The sequence below is a fragment of the Leptospira venezuelensis genome (assembly GCF_002150035.1).
Lineage (GTDB): Bacteria > Spirochaetota > Leptospiria > Leptospirales > Leptospiraceae > Leptospira_B > Leptospira_B venezuelensis.
In genome coordinates, this window is record NZ_NETS01000011.1 from 550,278 (window position 1) to 568,314 (window position 18,037).

The 18,037-nt window shown below is 37.9% G+C and carries 18 protein-coding genes; 4 read left to right on the top strand and 14 right to left on the bottom strand.

Annotation, left to right across the window (positions count from 1 at the left end):
• Positions 1 to 3: 3 nt before the first annotated feature.
• The 6 genes from B1C82_RS18750 to B1C82_RS18775 form a co-directional block, all read right to left on the bottom strand.
• Positions 4 to 813: a helix-turn-helix domain-containing protein gene (locus B1C82_RS18750; RefSeq protein WP_086449105.1), complete on the bottom strand. Its 810-nt coding sequence runs from the start codon at positions 811 to 813 to the stop codon at positions 4 to 6.
• A gap of 145 nt (positions 814 to 958) precedes the next feature.
• Complete coding sequence (locus B1C82_RS18755; RefSeq protein ID WP_086449106.1) at positions 959 to 1,426, bottom strand: hypothetical protein; 468 nt, start codon at positions 1,424 to 1,426, stop codon at positions 959 to 961.
• 59 nt (positions 1,427 to 1,485) lie between these two features.
• Positions 1,486 to 3,261 (bottom strand): nitric oxide reductase activation protein NorD, encoded by a 1,776-nt coding sequence (locus tag B1C82_RS18760; protein ID WP_086449107.1) that lies wholly within the window; start codon positions 3,259 to 3,261, stop codon positions 1,486 to 1,488.
• A gap of 1 nt (position 3,262) precedes the next feature.
• Positions 3,263 to 4,084: a CbbQ/NirQ/NorQ/GpvN family protein gene (locus tag B1C82_RS18765; protein WP_086449108.1), complete on the bottom strand. Its 822-nt coding sequence runs from the start codon at positions 4,082 to 4,084 to the stop codon at positions 3,263 to 3,265.
• A complete protein-coding gene (locus B1C82_RS18770) occupies positions 4,068 to 5,438 on the bottom strand; it encodes a cbb3-type cytochrome c oxidase subunit I (RefSeq protein WP_086449109.1) in 1,371 nt (456 codons plus the stop codon). Before B1C82_RS18770 ends, B1C82_RS18765 begins: the two co-directional genes overlap by 17 nt.
• 31 nt (positions 5,439 to 5,469) lie before the next feature.
• A complete protein-coding gene (locus B1C82_RS18775; RefSeq protein ID WP_086449110.1) occupies positions 5,470 to 6,156 on the bottom strand; it encodes a c-type cytochrome in 687 nt (228 codons plus the stop codon).
• Between the two features lie 176 nt (positions 6,157 to 6,332).
• Between B1C82_RS18775 and B1C82_RS18780 the strand changes: the two genes are divergently transcribed.
• The 3 genes from B1C82_RS18780 (at position 6,333) to B1C82_RS18790 (ending at position 8,808) form a co-directional block, all read left to right on the top strand.
• A complete protein-coding gene (locus B1C82_RS18780) occupies positions 6,333 to 7,019 on the top strand; it encodes a Crp/Fnr family transcriptional regulator (protein ID WP_086449360.1) in 687 nt (228 codons plus the stop codon).
• A 68-nt stretch (positions 7,020 to 7,087) separates the two neighbouring features.
• A complete protein-coding gene (locus tag B1C82_RS18785) occupies positions 7,088 to 7,558 on the top strand; it encodes a MarR family winged helix-turn-helix transcriptional regulator (protein ID WP_086449111.1) in 471 nt (156 codons plus the stop codon).
• 68 nt (positions 7,559 to 7,626) lie between these two features.
• The gene (locus B1C82_RS18790; protein WP_086449112.1) at positions 7,627 to 8,808 is read left to right on the top strand and encodes a thiolase family protein; all 1,182 of its coding nucleotides are present in this window, start codon (positions 7,627 to 7,629) and stop codon (positions 8,806 to 8,808) included.
• 58 nt (positions 8,809 to 8,866) lie between these two features.
• Here the strand turns inward: B1C82_RS18790 and B1C82_RS18795 are convergent, their stop codons facing one another.
• The 7 genes from B1C82_RS18795 to B1C82_RS18825 form a co-directional block, all read right to left on the bottom strand.
• Complete coding sequence (locus B1C82_RS18795; protein ID WP_234008363.1) at positions 8,867 to 9,769, bottom strand: NHL repeat-containing protein; 903 nt, start codon at positions 9,767 to 9,769, stop codon at positions 8,867 to 8,869.
• Between the two features lie 470 nt (positions 9,770 to 10,239).
• Positions 10,240 to 11,862: a glycerol-3-phosphate dehydrogenase/oxidase gene (locus tag B1C82_RS18800; protein WP_086449114.1), complete on the bottom strand. Its 1,623-nt coding sequence runs from the start codon at positions 11,860 to 11,862 to the stop codon at positions 10,240 to 10,242.
• Positions 11,859 to 12,707 (bottom strand): phosphotransferase family protein, encoded by an 849-nt coding sequence (locus B1C82_RS18805; RefSeq protein WP_086449115.1) that lies wholly within the window; start codon positions 12,705 to 12,707, stop codon positions 11,859 to 11,861. The genes B1C82_RS18800 and B1C82_RS18805 overlap by 4 nt, the downstream gene beginning before the upstream one ends.
• A gap of 77 nt (positions 12,708 to 12,784) precedes the next feature.
• Positions 12,785 to 13,135 carry a DUF3147 family protein gene (locus B1C82_RS18810; RefSeq protein WP_086449116.1) on the bottom strand — a complete coding sequence of 117 codons (351 nt, stop codon included), beginning with the start codon at positions 13,133 to 13,135 and terminating at the stop codon, positions 12,785 to 12,787.
• A 60-nt stretch (positions 13,136 to 13,195) separates the two neighbouring features.
• Positions 13,196 to 15,331: an ammonium transporter gene (gene amt / locus B1C82_RS18815; RefSeq protein ID WP_086449117.1), complete on the bottom strand. Its 2,136-nt coding sequence runs from the start codon at positions 15,329 to 15,331 to the stop codon at positions 13,196 to 13,198.
• Between the two features lie 89 nt (positions 15,332 to 15,420).
• Positions 15,421 to 15,849: an SRPBCC family protein gene (locus B1C82_RS18820; protein WP_086449118.1), complete on the bottom strand. Its 429-nt coding sequence runs from the start codon at positions 15,847 to 15,849 to the stop codon at positions 15,421 to 15,423.
• Positions 15,846 to 16,217: an ArsR/SmtB family transcription factor gene (locus tag B1C82_RS18825; RefSeq protein WP_335900659.1), complete on the bottom strand. Its 372-nt coding sequence runs from the start codon at positions 16,215 to 16,217 to the stop codon at positions 15,846 to 15,848. The genes B1C82_RS18820 and B1C82_RS18825 overlap by 4 nt, the downstream gene beginning before the upstream one ends.
• A gap of 71 nt (positions 16,218 to 16,288) precedes the next feature.
• Between B1C82_RS18825 and B1C82_RS18830 the strand changes: the two genes are divergently transcribed.
• Positions 16,289 to 16,987: a lysozyme inhibitor LprI family protein gene (locus B1C82_RS18830; protein WP_086449119.1), complete on the top strand. Its 699-nt coding sequence runs from the start codon at positions 16,289 to 16,291 to the stop codon at positions 16,985 to 16,987.
• A 121-nt stretch (positions 16,988 to 17,108) separates the two neighbouring features.
• Here the strand turns inward: B1C82_RS18830 and B1C82_RS18835 are convergent, their stop codons facing one another.
• On the bottom strand, positions 17,109 to 18,029 hold the full coding sequence (locus tag B1C82_RS18835) for a helix-turn-helix domain-containing protein (RefSeq protein WP_086449120.1): 921 nt from the start codon (positions 18,027 to 18,029) through the stop codon (positions 17,109 to 17,111).
• Between the last annotated feature and the right edge of the window lie 8 nt (positions 18,030 to 18,037).

An 18,037-nucleotide genomic window follows, 5' to 3' on the forward strand; every position in this document is an offset into this window, starting at 1 on the left:
CAATTACCAGGAGGTAATATTCTCTATTTTTTTATCTAAATTTCTTGAGGACACACTTGAAAACTCTATTGTGAGCTCTTTAAATCTTTCGTGAAATCGCTCCATTGAAGAAGAAGTTCCTTCATCGGAAGGAATCATATAATAACAGCGAATAGATTCGGAATTAATATCAAAAGGATGTCCAATTACTGTTTCTATTAAATCGAAGGAAAGTATTCCTTCATACCTTAACTGTAGTTTGGGAAGTTTTCCAATTTCATTTTTTTGAATTTCTATTGTTCCATGAGCAATTCTATCGATCACTAAGTCTTCGAAAGCAGTACAACTGTTCATTCTATCCGAGAAAATTTCGTAGTCCAATAAATAACGCCCAAAACCTTTATCACTCAAAATGAGTTCATTGCGGCTCATTCCTTCTGCTGATGAAAACGTTCCGTTCAATTCTGAGACGAGGCAATCCATTCCATTATTAGATACGATGATCTTCCCCTTTTGATCAACTACGCAGGCGGGGTTCGGATCTTGCCTTAAGATCATTTTTTTTAATAATTCTTTCTGAACGTTTTGTTCACTTTGCAAAGAACTGTGTTCTGAAGAAAATCCAGCCGCTGCAAACAGAAGATTGCGATAAGGAGAAGAAATCCCCAAAGCTTCGGTTAACTTACGAACAATCTCTCTTCCAGGTTTCGCCCTGCCCGATTCCAAGAAACTAAGATGTTTAGATGAGATTCCTGCATCTAATGCCAGGTCTAATTGACTTTTCTGCTCGCTATCCCTTAAAATTCTCAAAACCTTTCCGAACGAATTGAACATATATTTCCTCAACGACGATTTTGTTCAGTTAGAACGATATCCCGGAGAACTTAATGGGGGAATATTTTATTCAAAGAGCTGAGAACAAACCTTACCCTTTTGGGAATAAAACACTGGGAAATGACTTTCGGATATTCTGAATATTTTAAAATGCTATTTTATAAGTAGCATGGCATCTAACACAATTTTGGGTGAGCTTGTCTAATTCTTTTAGAATGCCTTTAGTGTCTTTCTTCTGTCTTAGATCTTCTGCAATCTTATCGAATTGGTCATGCGTACCAAACCCCAATTGTTTGAATTCTATAGGTAATTTTAAAAGGATCGTTTTTTCCTCATCTTCCAACTTTTTTACCATTTCCATTCCGCTTGCAGAAGCAGCTAATTCCGCTTTTTTATAATCATCTTCGGCTAATGCAGAAACGATCCCATTAACTGATGCAAGCAATCCTCGCATCTCAGTTAGAACTAAATTCCTTTCTTGAGGGTTCAAATGGATTGCAATTCTACCGTCTATTGATTCGGACACATTTCCGGAAAAGAAAAAATAGAGAATAACGGAAACAGAGATTAACCATAAAACTAAAGAAATCAATCCTAAAGGAATTTTTTTCACAACTTACTCCATAAAACAAATATCAAACTATTATAATATAAATTCAAATTGTTCTGATTTCACCGGACTAATTTGATAAAAAAATCAGTTAATGCTTCCGGCAATTCTTTCGGACTTGGTAAAATCCTATAAGACTCTTTCCCAAGCATAGCGGGAAGATATTGTTTTGCACTCTTATCGATCGCGAGAGCAAAAACTCCTACATTCGCTCTTTCACATTGTTGGATCGCTTTTTTGACGTCTTCTATTCCGTATTTTCCTTCGTAACGATCATAATCGTTCGGCTTTCCATCTGTCAAAAGTAGAATCCAACGTTTTTGGCTTTTTTCATTTTGGATCAAAGAAAGGGAATGTCGAATCGCAGGTCCTATCCGTGTATACCCTTTAGCTTCCATAAGTCCTATCTTGTCTCTTGATCTTTCCCAAGGTTCATCAAAACTTTTTATATTCGAATAATCACAATGATTTCTAGTATTAGAATAAAATGAATCTATCCTAAAACGATCTCCAAATTCTGAACAAATCTGCCCAAATAATACCAAGGAAACTTTTTCCACATCCAAGATCCTTTGGTTATCTACATAAGAATCTGTGGACAAACTCATATCAGCGAGTAACAGTATAGAAACTTCCCTAAGCTTCTTTCTATCGGATAAATATACATTTTCGCCGGGAGTTTGGCCACAAGATAGATCCGAAAAATATTGCAGAGCAGCATCCAGATCCAAATCTTCTCCATAAGTTTGTCTTTTAAGAGACGTTTTCAGATTAAAAAATCGATTCATTCTGGATCGAAGTGAATTTAATATATTATGATTTTCTTGGAAAACTTTTTGAGTGAATCCGTAATTTCCATCCGGAAATTGTTTCGGGAATACTTTACAATGATCCTTTCTAAATTTCTTCTTTTTAAAATCCCATTCATCATACAAAATTGGATTTTCATTAGAGCGATCATTCTCCACTTCTCCCGCAAATAATCCTGAGAAAAAATCGGTCCTAAAAACGGAATGAGTAGGTTCGTTAGAACGAACTGTATGTCTGAGATCTAACTCTCGAATTGCTTCTTCTTGTTCTGATAAAGTATCAGATCCATCAAAGTCCCGCCAATTTCCTTGGAATTCCTCTGCAGTTTCTACCTTTTCGAATTGGTGCATTAAAGTATAATCTTCTTGTGATTTGAGATCCGCTTGGATAATTTCTACCCTTTCTCTGGGGACTCCCTCTAACTCTGTTTCAATCTTATCATTTTCATTTTTTTGAGAATGTAATTCTTGAGAAGATATCGAACTTTCTCTTTTTGAAGAAGAAGACATCCAAATTCCATGTAACAAGGAAAGATCTTCAGGAAGATTCTTATTCTTTAGTATAGATCTTTGAAATTCCTTCTCTATATTTTCTACAGATCTTAAAATGGATATTGCGTCCGGAAAATTTTTTATCAGGCTTGCAATTACCTGTGGATAGGTTTCTGCTGCAGCGTGTAAAGATTCGCTTCTGCCCTTAGTTTCTCCTTTTTTCCAATAAAACCCTAACCTTCTTTGTTCAGAAATATAAAGTATTCTGAATATATAAAATTGAATATTAGAGTTAATGTCAGGTCCGTGAAAATAGGATTGTGGCAAGAAGTAGATTTGGTCCTGAAATCCTCCTTCTCTTTCCGCAGGAAATATTTCTATATTCTCCCCGGTCAAAGATTTAGCGAGAATAGAAAGCCTTGGCTTAAGTTCGGAAAGTTTTGCTATTTTATTATGTAAGAATTGATCTTTCTCAGGAGAGAAAATCTCCCGAACAGTATTATATGTTTTCTTAAATACGAATTCTTCCCAACCCATATTAGATCATTAAAGAGACCAGATCTTTTAAAGAACGGATCGTATCTGGATCATCACTCAATGGTTGGACAATGGCAACTTCGCAAGATAATCGAGAGGGCAAACCTGTGGAGATCAATTTTGCGGCATCCACAAGTAATCTTGTAGAGCAAGATTCCAATAGTCCCAACTCTGTGAGATTTCGGATTTTCTCTGCAAGCCTTACTAGTTTAGAAGAAATGGAAGAAGAAATTCCCGTCTCCTTGCTTAATATTTCCTCTTCTGTTTCCTTGTTCGGATAATCGAATTGGATGGATATAAATCTTTGTCTTGTAGAAGGTTTTAATTCTTTCCAACCTCTTTGGTAACCCGGATTATAAGAAGCTACTAAAACAAAAGTATCCGGAGCCTTTAAATTTTCATTCTTTCTATCAATGAAAATTTCTCTTCTGTGATCTGTCAAAGGATGGATAGAGACAATCGTATCAGGTCTTGCCTCTGCAATTTCATCAATATATAATATTCCACCGGAGCGAACACTTCTAGTCAAAGGTCCGTCCTGCCAGACAGTCTCGGAACCTTGGATCAAAAATCTTCCGAGCAAATCTACAGCAGAAGTTTCCTCATGACAAGATACGCTTGTCATTGGAAGACCTAATTTGGATGCCATAAATTCTACAAATCTAGTTTTACCACAACCTGTGGGACCTTTGAGCAAGATAGGGAGTCTATTATTATAAGCGTGTTCGAATATTTCTATCTCTTGCCCAATAGGTCTATAATATGGAATCTCGTTTTGAGCCAACATTCCATTTTTATGATCTGTTTTAGGATCTACGGGCAAGAGAAATATCTCCTGAAGTCTGCTCTGCCCCTAAGGCTTCATCCGTTGGAGCTCCAAAACGTATGAAGTTAATAATGAATGCGATAATCCCCGAAGTGAAAACAGTTGCTGCAAGTATCAATCCTAAGAAGTGAACTTGGATCTCCTTTTGAACAGTCAAAAAGTCTAGTCCTAATTTTCTTTCTAGGTAAACTTGTGCGATACCCGCTACCGCAAATGCTCCGGTCATACCTAACATTCCGATATTCGAAGCCCAGAATGCAAAAAGTCCTGTTGGATTATTCCAAAGTTTTCTACCAGTAAGCAAAGGCATCGCATATGTTAAGATCGCAAAAACAATCATTGCATAAGCCCCCCAGAAAGCGAGGTGTCCGTGCATTGCAGTGATCAATGTTCCGTGAGTATATAAGTTTACCTGAGGAAGAGTGTGAGCAAATCCTAAAAATCCAGCACCAACGAAAGACATGACTGCACTTCCAATCGTCCAGAATAGAGCGATCGTATTTGGGTGGTTCCTTCCACTTTTCCGATACATGGAGATTGCAAACATCGCCATAGCAAGAAATGCAAGAGGCTCCAACATAGAGAAGAATCCGCCAACCCATTTCCAGTATTCAGGAACTCCTATATAGTAGTAATGGTGGCCTGTTCCCAAGATCCCGGATAAGAAAGTTAACCCGACAATCACATACAGCCATTTCTCGATAACTTCTCTATCCACTCCAGTGAGTTTGATTAGAAGGAAAGAAAGTATCCCTCCCATGATCAATTCCCAAACTCCCTCTACCCAAAGATGAACTACCCACCAACGGAAATACGAATCCACCGTTTGACTATTGAATTGGATCATTCCTGGAAGATACAAAAGAGCAGCGGAGAAAAGACCAAAATACAGAACAAGAGAAGTTGTAGTATACCTTTTTCCCTTCCAAACTGTCATTCCTATATTAAAAAGGAATAATAGAACGTTAACTACGACCAGATAATCCAAAGGGCGAGGGATTTCTAAAAACTTTCTACCTTCCCAATAATTAAAGTGAAACCCTATAATGGACACAACACCGACCAAAATTAAAGAGATAAGTTGGAGGTATGCAAGTCTTTCTGAATAAATCTCTCTATCAGATTCATCCGGAATAATATAATGTGCAGCACCCATAAAACCTGTTAGTAACCAGACTACCAACAAATTTGTATGAGTTGCTCTTGCAGCATTGAATGGAACCCAATCATGCAAAACATCGAACCCCATTCTGGCAAATCCCATCACGAATCCATAAACTATTTGCAGGGACAACAAGAGCATGCAGGTAGCAAAGAACCAATATGCAATTTTTTGAGATTTATATTTCATAAAAAAACCGTTATATTCTAATCCTATTTGTTTATTTCAATTGAGAGAGATAAGAGGAGAGATCCTTGATCTCACTATCGCTTAGAGGAAGTTTAGGCATCGCAGTACCCGGTTTGATTTTTTGCGGATCCCTCAGCCAATTTTCTAGATATGCAATATCGTATTTTTTTCCTACTGAGTCCAAAGCTGGACCTACGTTTCCTCCAGCACCTCCAACTGAATGGCAAGCAGTACAGATCTGTTTAAATTTTTCAGGTTGAGCAACAGCAGCTGACTCGGCATTTACGAGTTGTGTAGAAGATTTATATTCAGGTTTAGGGGGAAATCCCTTAAGATCCAACTCTCCATTCCACTTTAAGAAAGCGATGATATCCGAGATCTGAGATTCAGAAAAATCGTATTTCACCATTTTCCTTTCCCCAGGATACATAGCTTGAGGATCCTTTAGAAAAACACGAATCCATTCAGGACCTCTTCTTTCGTAAACCTTGGTTAATTCAGGAGCGTAATATGCTCCTTCTCCCAAGATCGTATGACATCCCATACAATTATTCTTTTCCCAAAGCTCTTTGCCTCGGATCACTTCCTCACTTAAAGTTTTGGAAGAAGGAGAAGAATAAACGTATTTTAAAGAATCATAAGTAAGAAGCAGGAAAACTGCGGAGAATAAAAATGTCCCGACCAGGAAAAATAATTTCGCCTGAAATTTTGTAAGCATACTCTCTTCCTTATCTTAAAAAAAACCGCGAGCTCGCGGGAAACAGTGATTTAGAAATCGGGAGTATTTTGAGCTATGTTTCAAAAAATTTCCTTGATATAGATCAAGTTAGGTTGGAAAATTTATAAACTCTTTTGGCTTGAATTATTTTGAAAAACGAACATAAAACATCCGTTATGGCAAAAACGTTAAGCGTTCAAACAAGCGATCTTTGGGTTGAAATCCAAAAAGAATATCCAAATGAGCTCTCATCGATAGGTATTCGAAAAAAAATTTCAAAAGGAGAGGTAGTTTTCGGAGAAAGAGATCCTTACGAAGGTTTTTTTGAGATTATATCAGGTATCTTTAAAGTATATTCATTATCTCAAGATGGAAAGGAAGCCATCTTAAAGGTATTTTATCCGGGAGAATTGGTCGCAGCACATCCTATCTTTCAACCTCAGGAACCCTGCTTTTACCCAGCATTTTGCGAAGCATTAAAAGATGGAGAATTGACGTATTATCCTAAAAAGGAATTCACATCCTTCTTATTCGAAAACACTAAAGCACTCTATTTATTTTCAGCTGTAACAATACAACATCTCAACTATTTCAGAAAAAAATTGGTAGAGAACCTTCATCTTTCCGTAAAAGATAGAATCTTAAATTTTTTAAAAGAATGCGGTGCCTCTCAAAAATTAATTACTCTTCCTATTACGAAAAATCAATTGGCCTCTCTAATAGGAACCACTCCAGAATCAGTAAGTAGAGCATTTAGATCTCTTTTGGATGAATGTATCCTGGAGGAAAAGGATTCTTCCTATAGAATCATAAAGGAAAATCGACCAAAACCTACCCATGAATACCCCGCTTTGAGGCAATAATCAATATTCTAAAAGCCTTTTTGAGCTTGACCGAGGAATAGTGCATACACACCATTTGGATAGAAGATATGAAAAATAAACCTTCCTCTTCAGAACTCAAGAAAATAGGTCTATCCTGCTTGAATGTAAGTTTAAGAAGGACTGCCAGATTAATCACTTCTTATTACGATTCTATACTCAAACCGTCCGGCCTCAGGATTACACAATTTAGCATATTAGTTGGAATAGGACATGAAGAAGAATGTAGTATTACAGATCTTTCGAGACTGACTGATATAGATAGAACTACCCTACAAAGAAGTTTGGAAATACTAAAAAGGGATCACCTAATCCGGATCGAAAAAAAAGCGGCAGGTAATGTTCGAAACCTATCTCTTACTAAAAAGGGTGAATCCAAATTAGCAGAGGCTATCTTGCTATGGGAAAAAGCACAGAGCGAACTTACTAAATCATTAGGAAAATCTAAATTCCAAGAAACCTTAAAGGTGCTTTCGGAAGTCAGAAAAATCCCAGTTCTGGAAACCCAAAACCAAGTCTAATGAATATATTTAGAAAAAACGTTTTAGTAAGAAACATATAGTGTATATACAACACATAAGGAGCATATATGGTAGTAATAGTAGATGGAGCTAGAACTCCTTTCGGAAAATTTGGTGGAGGATTAAAAGATTATAGTTCCTCCGATTTGGCCATAATTACAGCCAAAGAGACCGTTCGAAAAATCGGAGTAGATCCATCTAAGATAGAAGAAGCTATTTATGGAAATGTAATACAGGATAATAAAGATTCCGCATATCTTGCCAGGCATATTTCTCTCAGATCAGGACTCTCAGAACAATCCAGTGCACTTACAGTAAATAGGCTTTGCGGTTCAGGCCTTGAAAGTATCCTAATAGGGGCTCGTAAAATTCTCTCAAATGAAAACAATCTCATACTTGCAGGTGGAACCGAATCCATGAGTAACGCGCCTTTTGTATTAAAGGGTGCCAGATGGGGAAATAAATACGGAGACACGATCGCAGAAGATAGACTTGCCCAAAGTCTCACGGATTGTTTTGCAGATCTGACTATGGGAATGACTGCAGAAAATATCTCCCAACATTTCAAAATTTCTAGATCGGAACAAGATGAATGGGCTGGAATTTCCCAAGTGCGTTCGGAGAAGGCCACAAAGAGCGGAACCTTCTTATCAGAAATGATAGCTGTCCAAACTGGTGGGAAAAAATCGATTTTACTAGACAAAGACGAACAAATCCGAGGAGAAGAGTGTTTGCCTCAATTAAAAAACCTACCCACTTCATTCTTAAAAGATGGAACTGTTACTGCAGGTAATGCCTCCGGAATCAATGACGGGGCCGCCTCCATTCTACTCGCCTCAGACGATTGGGCTAAAGGTAATGGGATAAAACCTTTAGCTTCTATATTAGGTTATGCGAATATAGGATGCGATCCTAAAATGATGGGTTTAGGTCCGGTATTTGCAATCCCAAAAGCTCTAGAAAATTCTGGACTAAGTTTAAAAGATATAGATCTATTCGAGATCAACGAAGCCTACGCTTCTCAGACATTAGCAGTTATCCGAGAATTAGGATTAGATCCGGAAAAAACAAATGTAAACGGTGGAGCAATTGCAATAGGTCATCCGCTCGGAGCAAGTGGGACAAGAGTTACATTAGCTTTGGCTTATGAACTTAAACGTAGAAATCTCCGATATGGAGTGGCCTCTCTTTGTATTGGAGGTGGACAAGGAATTGCAATCGTCCTAGAAAATTATAATTTTAAGAAATGATTTTCGTTCAAAAAGCGAAAGAAATACGTAGCACGCGAAGTGGGCTTCCAGAAATCTTTTAAGGGAAAAAGAGGGCTCGCCTATTGAAAGAATCGGTTACCCAAAGGCCGCAAGGAGCAACTGCCACAGAAATAACAGTTCCAGTATTTTTCGAAGTAGCAGAGCCGTCAAAACCGGCATTAAAATCAGGTTTACCAAGCACTCTATCTGCTCCTTGACCAACGCTAAAAGGAGGGGAAAAACGGACAGCTCTTCCGTTATTCGAATCAGCTACCCAAACTGCTCCATTAGGCTCGATGCTAACTCCATTCGGGCCCTGTAAGGCAAAACGGCTTGTTCCTCCAGCTGAGGCAGAAAAGTTAGGCTGCCCTAGAACCATGTTTGCTTGCATTCCATTTGTAAAAGGAGGGCTAAATCGAAGAACCCGATTATTTGTAAAATCTGAGACCCAGAGATTTCCCGCTGAATCTGCTGCAATACCGGTAGGTCTGGTGAATCTAGTATCTGACGCCCCACCTCCAGCTGAAGTGAAGTCATCTGCACCGATTACCAGATCAGCGTTCTGGCTTGAACTAAATGACGGTGAAAAACGTAGAACCCGATCATTAAAATAATCCGTAACCCAAACTTTGTCCCCTGGGTCTACCGCAACCCCGTATGGATTACTCAGAGTGTTTATAGTCCGGGAGGATACTCCAGTTCCAAGCATCATATCAGGCAAATCTCCAGAACTCATCCCTGGAGCATAATGTTGAACAGCGTTCCCAGTTGAAGTAGTTCCGGAAACCACCCAGATCCCGCCACTTAAATCCATTGCAATTTGTCTCGCCTCCATTGGGGAAGCAGTAAGTATAATGTTTGCGTTCCCATAAGTCTGTAAAGGTGCGGGGAAATGCATGATTCTCGCATCACTAGGACCACCATAAGAATCCGTTATCCAAAGTCCTCCTTGAAGGTCCATTGTAGCTCCGGATACAGATCGAAATTGATTAGGGGCTGTTCCAAAAGAACTGTTGTCCGTAAAATCCGATTGGCCTAAAACGATTGTAGCCGCTTCACCATTCTTAAAAATACTGCAGGAATTTCCGGTCACCCCTCCGCAAGTGGAGCTCGTATCGTTTAGAAGGAATTTTATAAGTTGAGTGTTTAAAAAAGCATTACTTGAGGGATCACAAGGATTCTCGGTGGAAATGGCTCCGCAATTTGCAAATAATAAGAAACAGATAATATATAATAATTTTTTAATATTATTAAACAATGGGATAATTCCGGGCATTCGATAAGTAATTTAAACGAACCACTTTCGTCTGCAAAGCAATTTATTTACCAAACAAGCGAAATCCGAATCCCTCAAACGAGTAGTCTCTTTCGATTTAAATCGAGTTAGCTATAATTTTGATGCAACGATTTCCCGATCGTGAGAGCTCTAAATTAAAGTAAAACGGCTTGTTTAAGTCTGCTTTTTAGTTTTAGCATCTCTTCTGATTTTCTTTCAGAAGACCAGTTCCATTCTTTACTCGCAATCTCCAGCACTTTAGATAGCACATCGTCTTTAGGAAGCCCTATAGTTCCAAGTCCAGTTCGTCTTAAGAAAATATCCTTCAATGTCATAGCCATTTCAAAACGGATCGCGTATAAAACTTGAGCTGCCAATTCTCCATCTTCATCTAATACTTCTGATAGTTGTTTAGAAGTATTTGCCAATTCCAGAACTGACTCATATTCAGTTCCATAATGTCGAACGAGATACTCTATAGTATTTTTGGAAAAATTGGAATGGGAAGATTTAGCATTTTCTAAATAAGATTCAACATTAGAGATCTCGCATCCTTTTAGGAATTTTTTCGCAGAAGCACTCGGTTTTACTTTTTTAGAAATTTTCTTTTGGATGAGTTTAAATATTTTCTCTGCGAAATGACGACTAGTAGTATATTTTCCGCCACCTGCACTGATCAGTCCCTCTATTCTCTCTTTAGAATGATCTTGCAATTCTGATTTTCGAGAAGCTGAGTAAGTTCCCCCTTCTTCTCCCCCAGTCTCTGCAAGAGGCCTTAGTCCACCGTAAGCAAACTCAATATCTTTCAATTCTAATTTCTCAGTAAGCAAACCTGAAGAATTAATATATTCCAAAAATTCCAAAATACTTTCCGGAGAAAGTTTCCACTCTTCTACCGTGCCGTAATATGATTTCTCAGTAGGTCCAATCATATTCTTCCCTCTCCAAGGGGCAAAACTGAAATGGCCTTTTTTACCTACGTGAAGCACCATAGTATCAAAATATTTTTTAGTGATCAGATATATCCCTTCTGATCTTGTTTTAGGTATAGGAACTTTTATTTTCTTAGTTCCGTTCAAGAAATCCTGGCTCCAAGGACCAGAAGCGTTCACAACCACTGAAGCATTCAATTTTATGTTTTTATTATGAATGGTATCCTTTATGAGCGCCCCAATTACGCGATCACCATCAAAGATCAGTTCTTCTGCCTTTGAATAATTAGAAACGAATGCACCTTCTTGGACTGCAGATTTCAGAAATGCCAGAGTCAATCTTTCCGGACTAGGCATGATACAATCATAAAAATAGATTGCTGAGTCCATCGCCAAGCCTCGGCTTCTAATTTCTTCTTTAGAAAGTAATCTATGTGCAGGAATTTTTTTAGATTTATCCCAAGTCCGATTTCTATCAAATGAAAGCAGATCATAAACGAATAGACCTATCCTTTCTAGTAGACCTGGATTCGGAAGTATCATTGGATAAGGATATACTAGATTTGGAGCAATATTAGATAGGATCCTCCTTTCCTTAAGAGCTTCTCGGACTAAGGAAAGATCAAAACGTTTTAAATATCTCAACCCACCGTGGATAAGCTTTCCTGTGGCAGATGATGTTGCCCCACCAAAATCCTCTTTTTCGACCAAAGCAACAGATAATCCCCTACTTGCTACTTCATAAGCTAAGGCAGAACCAGTGATTCCACCTCCAATGATCAATACATCAAATCGAGTTTCATTTTCTATATTTTCGATAAAACGTTCTAATTTTTGAGGATTCATTTACCTACCTTAGAAGATGAGATAATCTCTCTAATTTCTTTTTGAAGCGCAGGTCTTTCACTTTCTATATTCCAAAGTCCTAAACGAAATACTAATATAGGAAGTCTCCATCTCTCTATATCTTTCCAATCCATTCCAGAGACAGAAAGATACCTTTTCAAATAACCTTTTAAGATGAACTTTCGAACTACGGTATAAAACAATACTTTTAAGAATGGAGTTCCCGGCCAAAGTTCCGCATCTTGGAACAGAAAAACAGTAGAAGCAACGTCCGCAGCAGGATCTCCTTTTAATGCTGTCATCCAATCAATGATCACAAACGAATCACTTGTAACGATAACATTTTCTGGATGAAAGTCTAGATGCAAAACAGAGGAGCCTTCAGGCAAATTTTCTATGAATTGTTTTGCGATTTTCTTCTCGTCTTTGCTCAGAAATGAAAGTGGTTCTTTAGAAAGAACTTTCACTGCTTCTGATCTTATATCCTGCATCTTTTTGGCCTTCTTATTATGCAGGCCAAGATGAAGGTCAGCAAGTATCTTAGAAAGACTGAAAAAAGTCAGAGGCTTTTTGTCTGGGAGTTTGGTGAGCGAAATACCATCCAATCTATCAAAGATCAATCCATGTCTATCTCCGACCTTAACTTTCTCATAACATTTCATAGAAGTAGCACCCTCTGAGAAAGCAATTACAGAATTAGAATATTCTGTACTAACCTCAGAGGTGGGGAATTCTTTAAAAAATAATTTCAGGATCTTATTTGGTCCATATTCCGAAATTTCGGCGGACCTGCCTATTGCGAGTGATTTTCCAGGACTTGGTCGGTTTGATTTTTTAGCGGGCATGCTTCTCTTCTCTATTTATTAAACAAAAACTGATTCTATATTCGTATCCTCGCGAGCAAGAAGTAAATTCAGGAATTTTAAATAAGTTTGATTCCGAATCTTTCAAGAACATAATTAAAAGATAAAAAAAGAAAAATAGTAAGGAGAATACAAGAACCTAGTGCAGACCAAAAACCTAAAGCAGAATACAATTTGGGAAATATTATAAACATAGGTAAGGTTGGGATTACAAACCAAAAAGTATAATAAGCGTGGTTGGATATCTTCTCTGGATCCGTTTTTTCGAATTGCAACCAAAGTAAGGTCAAAATTGTTACCAACGGAAGAGAAGCAATCAAGGCTCCAAAACGGTCATTTCTTCGAGCAATTTCAGAAATTAAAACGACTAAAGCAGAAGTCACTGCGTATTTGAATACAAGGTATAGCATAGATCTTGAGAATTATCAAATTAAGGAATTTTCACAAGTTTATAACCGAAACACAAGTTTCTATTTTTTTGTTTTTCTGCTGATCCCTAAAACTGAGATATCATCTTGTTTTGGAGATCCGGCAAGGAATTCATCTAATTTTTTTAATATTTGATTAATTCCTTCTCCTATTGGAATTCCTTTTAGATTTCCTATGATCGCCTCTACTCTTTCTTCCCCAAACTCCTCTTTATTAGAGTTCCATTGTTCGAAAAGGCCATCTGTAAAAAGTATTAATTTAGAATCTTGCGTAAATTCCATCTCATTAGAAGTATATTTTGTATTCGGGATCACCCCCATGATCCTTCCAGTTTTTTCCAGAGATTGGATTTCTTGACCTTGGATCAAGTATTGAGGCACATGTCCTGCAGAAGAATATCTAATCAAATTTAAGTTTGTGTCAATATCGACTACTATGCATGTGAAGAACTGATTCAAATTTTTGAATGTATGCAAAAATTCATTGTTTAAATGATATAAAATCTCTGTAACACTATAAATCCCACGCTTTAAGGATTCATAAATTGCTTTAATCGCCATGGTCAAAAGTGCAGCCTGCACTCCGTGCCCAGTTGCGTCCGCAAGAAATACCCGTGTCAAACCTGGACGAAGCTCCATTATATCGAAAAAATCTCCGCCTACTTCTGTGAGAGGAAGATATCTTACTGTAATTTCCAGATCACCTGTAAGTTTATCTTCTTGAGAAATGATCCCAGATTGGATCTTTCGAGCGGTAGATAGATCACTTTGAAGTAAACTTAAGTTATGTTCTAACTCAACGGCTAAAGTTTCTTTTTCTTTGATATTGGTCCTGATTTTATCAAGCACCAGGTTATATCTCTCTGCAATCTGTCCTACTTCTGTAAACGGTTCGATAGAAAGATCCTGACTTAGATCTCCTGTCTGTTTTTGGTATTCCATTTCCAAAAACAGATCTATCAGCTCAGTAGTGGCCCTATGTTCCGTATAATTGAGGCCCTGGTATTCATTCTGAGGAGAAACTCTCAAACTATAAAAACGATGGATGATATAAAGAAACGGATAACTTACGCCAAAAGAAACAACCGCACAAGAAACCACGCCGAGCAACTGCACTAGGATTTGAGTAGTTCTGTCTAACCCAGTATCTAAAATAGCAAGGTCTCCAAAAAATCCAACTGCCAAGGTTCCCCAGATCCCAGAGACAAGATGAACAGGAATAGCTCCTACCGCATCATCTAACTTAAATTTATCTAAAAGAACTCCAGCCTCGAACATTAGAATTCCTGCAACTAATCCAATCAAAATTGATTCCATAGAATTAACCGCGTTACAAGGAGCGGTAATTGCAACAAGTCCTGCCAAGGTTCCATTTAAAGGGAGAGTTGCTTCTGCATATTTTAAACGAATCCAACCATAAATTAAGCTGGAAGCCATCCCTCCGGAAGCAGCAAACATTGTATTTGCAATTATCTTTGGGACTTCGGATGAGAAAGCAAGAGTGCTTCCTCCATTAAATCCTATCCAACCGAACCAGAGTATCAATGTACCAAGCATTGCAAGTGGTAGATTATGCCCGGTGATCTTTCTAATCGATCCGTCTTTGCCATATTTTCCGGTTCTGTTTCCGATGAGTATCATGGCGGAAAGTCCAACCCAACCTCCAACACTATGAACCGCAGTGGAGCCTGCAAAATCCATAAAACCAAGATGAGCGAGCCAACCAGTAAATTGATTCCAATCCTGCAGATTTCTCCCCCAAACCCAATGGCCAAAAATAGGATAGATCAGAGAAGAAATAATTGTAGTAACAATAATATAGGCACCGAACTTCATTCTTTCCGCAACTGCACCGGAGACAATAGTCGCAGCAGTCCCGCAGAACATAAGTTGGAACAAAAAGAAAACTGATGTTTCAGGATTTGTTTTTGAAAAATCAGGAATGAACATATCCTTTCCGATCCAACCATTATAGGTTGTGCCGAACATAAGTCCGAATCCTATTGAATAGAAAACAAGAGTGGCAATTCCAAAATCGGTAATATTCTTAATTGCTACGTTAATCGAATTTTTGGTACGCGTTAGGCCGGATTCTAAACATAAAAATCCGGCCTGCATAAAAAACACTAATCCTGAAGAAAGGATGATCCAAAGAATGTCAAAATTCGTTTTAGGCATCTAATTTCTTATTTCAGAAAATGATAAGCGAATTGGCAAGAATCATTTCTCACAATTCATAAATATGCCTAACCCGTAGATCCACACTCCTATGAAAATTGAAGCTCCAAATTATCTAGAGTACTGATCCAGCCTTCTTTATGACCTTCCATGGAACTTTCGTTAGGTAGTCTCTCGTGAATAAGGATCACTTCCGTACCTTCTCCTTTATCCTGAAAAGTCACAGTCACAAGGGTATTTCCCTGGTCCGGTCCTTCCCAGCCATGAGTAAAAACGAGTTTTTCATTCATAATAATTTCCTGATATATCCCTGTAGCGATATAAATATCCCCGTTTCCTAACATGGAGGTCCTATATTTGCCTCCTACTTTGAAATCCATCTCGATCTCTCCGATCTTCAACTCTTTAGGACAGCCCCATTTTTTCATAATTTCCGGTTTAATCCAGGCTTCGAAGACCTTCTCTCTTTTTGCCTTTATAAATTTAGCTACTTGCAGTTTGTATTCTGCTGTTTTCATTCTATTTCCTCCAACAGTTCCTTAAGAGAATCCAATTGATCCTCCCAGAATTTCCGATAATGTTGAATCCATCTATCCGCACTCAGCATCGCTTTTCCATTCAGACTTAGATAGGAGAAAGATCCTTCCTTTCTTCTATTCACTAGCCTCGCCTTTTCCAAAACCTTAATATGTTTAGAAGCAGCGGCAAGGGACATTTCGAAAGGTTTTGCGATTTCTGTGATCACTCTCTCCTTTTTAGAAAGGCTTCTTAGCATTGCTCTCCTCGTAGGGTCTGACAATGCCTGGAATATCAGATCGAGGTCGTATTTTTTAGATTCAACCATATGGTTAAATGTATACCAGAAACCAAATAAAGAGTCAACCATTTGGTTGAATGTTTTTAGATTTTTTATAAGAAAAATTATTGCCACAGACCAGTGAATAATAAAATTCCTTTATGCGCTTTTGCCTGACTATCTTCCTACTCGCACTTACATTTTCCTCCTTCTCCAAAACATCCGAGCCAGCAGATTCCTGCTCCAAGATCAAAAATAAAAACGATCAGAAAAAATGTTATTCTAAGGAATACCAAGCAGCTGACAAAGAATTGAATGTGACTTATAAAAAGATAAGAGAAGGTTTATCGGAATCCCAAAAAGAAGATCTGAAAAAATTACAAATTCTTTGGATCGGATACAGAGACGGAGTATGCGAAGGACCTATGTATGCCTCAGATGAATCAGGGATAGAAACAATCATCTGCAAAACAGGAACCACAGAAGAAAGAACGAAATACCTAAACCATGTCTGGAAATTCGGCGCAATATCTAAGGAAGGATTAGGCTCTTATACCGATGGTTTCGGAGGCAGCTTAAAACTTTTCAGAGACAAAACGAATAAGAATATTCAATTTTCTTTTGAGGTTGTCAGAGGTCCTACAGCTCATTTAGGAGAAGTAAGCGGAAATTGGACTCCTTCTAAAGAAGGTAAATGGAGCTGGGCCTCATCTGAAGGCTGCAAGTCGGAAGATCCAGATTGTTGCTTATTGGAATTCGAATATTTTCAAAATAGGATAGAAGTAGAGGAAGTTTCTTGTTCTGCATATCACGGCGCAAGAGCTTATTTCGGCGGAAGTTATAGATACGAATTCAAATAAAGAAAGCAGAGCGCTTAATAGTTTGGCCATGATGCTATAGTATTAAGCACTCCTCCCCATATTTTTCCTGCTATTGAAGTTATCGTTGATGTCCTCCCTCAGGCCTCGACTAACAGAAGATCTAATTAAAAGAACGTCTGAACTCTTGCGGGGAAAGATTTGTTTTACTTTTAAATAATTTACTAAAAGACTGAGAATGTTCGAATCCTAATTCGTAAGCGATTGCAGTGACAGGCAGATCCGTCGTAGACAATTTCTCCTTAGCCTCCTCGATCAATTTATTATGTATATGCTGCTGAGTACTCTGTCCGGTCAAAACCTTGAGAAGCCCACTTAAATAATTCGGAGAAATACCTATCATTTCTGCAATATATTGAACGGAAGGAAGACCTTTTTGTTTCAAATCTCCTTCTCTGAAATACTCAGCTAAAACTTCTTCTGTCTTATCTAAAATTTTATGATTTGTGATCTTTCTAGTAATGAATTGCCGATGGTAAAATCTTTCTGAATAATTAAGAAGAGTCTCTATTTGTGAAATAATAATATTCTGACTGAAATTATCTATATTAGAATGATATTCTTGTCGGATATTTTGGATGATATTATTGGCAATAATCTCTTCCTTTTCCGAAAGGAATAAGGCTTCGTTTACGGAATAATCAAAGTATTCATACTTCCTAATGGTCTTTGCTAAAGAAGTATTCCAAATAAAATCCGGATGGATGAGCAAGATCCATCCGGAATGTTTTACTATAGATTCATTACTTACTTCTATCCGAAAAACCTGGCCAGGTGCCATAAAGAAAAGTATCCCTTCATCAAAATCATACTCCTGCTGTCCATATTTCATTTTTACGGATGGATTTCTCTTTAGGGAGATCGAGTAAAAATCCATGGCCCAGCTTGTAACATTGAACTCCGCAGAATGTTTGATGGAAGCATAATCCACTATACTGATCAAAGGATGTTCTGGTTTTGGCAAACCTCTGAGTTGATGAAATTCGCTGATCGTTTTTATTCTGTATGGCGTATAACTTGTCATTCTACAAA